Origin of the sequence: Nostoc sp. (assembly GCF_036917635.1) — a bacterium.
GTDB lineage: Bacteria > Cyanobacteriota > Cyanobacteriia > Cyanobacteriales > Nostocaceae > Nostoc.
This window is the reverse complement of sequence record NZ_JBALCW010000055.1, coordinates 1-2517: the sequence shown is the minus strand read 5'-3', so window position 1 is coordinate 2517 and position 2517 is coordinate 1. Positions and strand designations below refer to the sequence as shown.

Genomic DNA, 2517 nt, shown 5'->3' with positions numbered 1-2517 from the left:
GGTGAGCCTTACTGGAACGGATACCTGGGGCAGTGGCAGGTGTGGATTAATTTTCAGTTCGGGTGTACACCTGTGGTGTGTGATTGGCTGGTGGCGGTGTAAGGAAGCTCCCGTTGTGTTGTTATCCGGCTTGCTGGTTTAACCAAACTGGCTGTTGCCGTCGTGCCTTTCGACTTACAACGGGCAATAAAGTCCTCCCACATCTTTTGGTCACAGTTAAAAGATGCTGGGACATTTGTTGGTTGAGTAGATAAAACACAGTTTTGACCATTGATTGTTTATGGGAATTCTCCATACAGGTTGAGATGTTGAAGCATTTATAGTCAACACCTGTCATTTGGCGACAATCTAAATCCATTGGGCAATACATATTCTAGCGATCGCACCCTCATCACTCATCATCATCTGGCAAATACAACCCACTACTATCAGTCGGTCTAGCGTGCAGATACATTTCCGTGATGGCAACTGAACTATGCCCCAGCGTTTTTTGCAACAAGTGTATGGGCGCTCCCCTATCTAAGCTATGGGATGCGTGGCTGTGTCTAACCGACTTTCCGCACTTCATCGTGTAATATGCGTAGATTTCCCATAGGTGGAAAAAAATGGTTAAATCAACAACATAAATCGCCAATGGTATTCAATATTAATACTTAATAATTTGAACATTATTAGGAATTTTTATTGAAAAGATAGATAATACATTTTGAAGTGCGGAATGTGGGGTCTAAGCCAGTGGGGGCTAACATTCCCCTCAATAAGAGCGCGATTTGCAGCATTCTTGACAATATGAAACACCATACTGCGGCAGAGATGACCACCTTTGAGCGAAACAAACACCGGGTCATCGTGTTTGGCAGCACCCTTTAAAGAGTTAATTTCCCGCCAGATACCAGCACCCACCAGCACAGTTCTTGTTTTATCACCCTTACCAAATACTGTTATCTGCCCCCCATCCCCCCGCGCTTTCAGGTCACGCCATTTTAAACCACACAGTTCTGACACGCGCAGCCCTGCAAAGTAAAGTAAACGAACGATACTGCGATCGCGCTCGTTTGTAGTGGAATTTATCAGTAATTGTACTTCCTCTTGAGTAAGAATTCGTTCTGCCAATCGATTTTTTGCCTTGGGTGACTTAACTAACACACCCAAATTAGCCGATATCACCCCCAACTGTTTAGCGAAAGAAAACAGGCTTTTAATTGCTCCTACTGCTACCCGCTTGCTGTTGTCAGAACTACTTAGTGACATCACCCACAACTGAAAGTCCATCAAGGTGCAATCAGAGAGCGGCTTGTTGACATGAGAAAAAAACCGATTGGCATAACGGCGGTAGCCGTCAATGGTGTTAGGACTTTTACCATGCAGCCAGAGGTCGATAAGTTCGGTGTTAGTGAGCGGTTGTGTATTCAACATTGGGTATTCTTATGTTGAATGCTCCTTCATTAAACCCTATTGGGGGGACAGTGGCAGTTATTTAACTGGGTGGTAAAGTCCGTCTTTTGCATTCCATTCCCAACCGATGCCCCTTGGGTCACGATTACGAGTCCAACTGATAAATTCTTTGGTAGTGAGTTTTTCTCGTTCCGGTGCGAGGCTCGACGGACTTAAACCTAGTCGCGGTGCTAGGTTTTCAGGGGGCAATGCAAGCAGTTCAACTGGGGAAAGTTGGTATGGGTTAGATTCAGTCTACTTGCGTTGTTTACGTTTTTATTGATTAAATGAAATTTGTGCTTCCCAATAATCAGCAAAATCACCCAAAACCCACTGTGAGCATTTACTTCCGCGTATATTTGTAATCAATACCTGTGAATGGATTTCGCTTCTATTTTTTCAATGCTCTCAATGGGGTGATTCTGGGAATCTTTAATAAATGCTGGGCGAAAGCCATTGGCAAAAGAAGTAGCCCTTGAATTCATAATTTTTGCTTTCTTTTTGAAATCATCAGCCATTTTTCCAATATAGTTACACACAATGAAGAAAACGCTTTCTGGGGTGTTGACGGCGACGATTGTTAGCAACACCCTGATTCCTGGTGTCCAAGCAATCAGTCCCGGAAATACAACTGCCCGCTTTAGTCATGTTCTGATTATTTCGATTGATGGATTGCACAACTCGGATCTATCAGTTGCTAATCTGCAATCTTCTTTGAAAAATATCAAGCGTTTGCAGAGAGAAGGTGTGACATACACCAATGCTTTTGCTTCTGCACCATCAGATTCCTTTCCTGGGGAGCTAAACTATATCACTGGTGCTAACCCCGGTACTACAGGTGTATTTTATGATAAATCCTACAGTCGCGCCTTGTATGCCCCAGGCACTACTGCTGCCCAAATCACCGCAGGCACCGCCAAACCAGGTACTGTCGTAGAATTTGCTGAAAACGTTGATGCATCTTGGAATAATGGTTTGGGTGGCACCTTACCCGGATTTCTCACAAAGCTTGAAGAAATAGGGGTCAAAAACTGCCAAAATGTATATTGCAAAAGAATTCCAGCAGTTTGAAGTATGACCCCA

Annotated in this window: 4 protein-coding genes and 1 pseudogene; 1 reads left to right on the top strand and 4 read right to left on the bottom strand. The window is 43.9% G+C overall.

Annotated elements, in window-relative coordinates:
* Positions 1-490: 490 nt before the first annotated feature.
* The 4 genes and pseudogenes from V7K32_RS14530 to V7K32_RS14515 form a co-directional block, all read right to left on the bottom strand.
* Positions 491-568: pseudogene (locus V7K32_RS14530) on the bottom strand (hypothetical protein); the annotation flags it as partial.
* 113 nt (positions 569-681) lie between these two features.
* On the bottom strand, positions 682-1416 hold the full coding sequence (locus V7K32_RS14525; protein WP_334994307.1) for a tyrosine-type recombinase/integrase: 735 nt from the start codon (positions 1414-1416) through the stop codon (positions 682-684).
* Between the two features lie 57 nt (positions 1417-1473).
* Positions 1474-1644 (bottom strand): hypothetical protein, encoded by a 171-nt coding sequence (locus V7K32_RS14520; protein ID WP_334994305.1) that lies wholly within the window; start codon positions 1642-1644, stop codon positions 1474-1476.
* Between the two features lie 155 nt (positions 1645-1799).
* Complete coding sequence (locus tag V7K32_RS14515; protein WP_334994303.1) at positions 1800-1952, bottom strand: hypothetical protein; 153 nt, start codon at positions 1950-1952, stop codon at positions 1800-1802.
* 22 nt (positions 1953-1974) lie between these two features.
* Here V7K32_RS14515 and V7K32_RS14510 point away from each other — a divergent pair, with 22 nt between their 5' ends.
* Positions 1975-2505 carry an alkaline phosphatase family protein gene (locus V7K32_RS14510; RefSeq protein WP_334994301.1) on the top strand — a complete coding sequence of 177 codons (531 nt, stop codon included), beginning with the start codon at positions 1975-1977 and terminating at the stop codon, positions 2503-2505.
* Positions 2506-2517 lie beyond the last annotated feature (12 nt).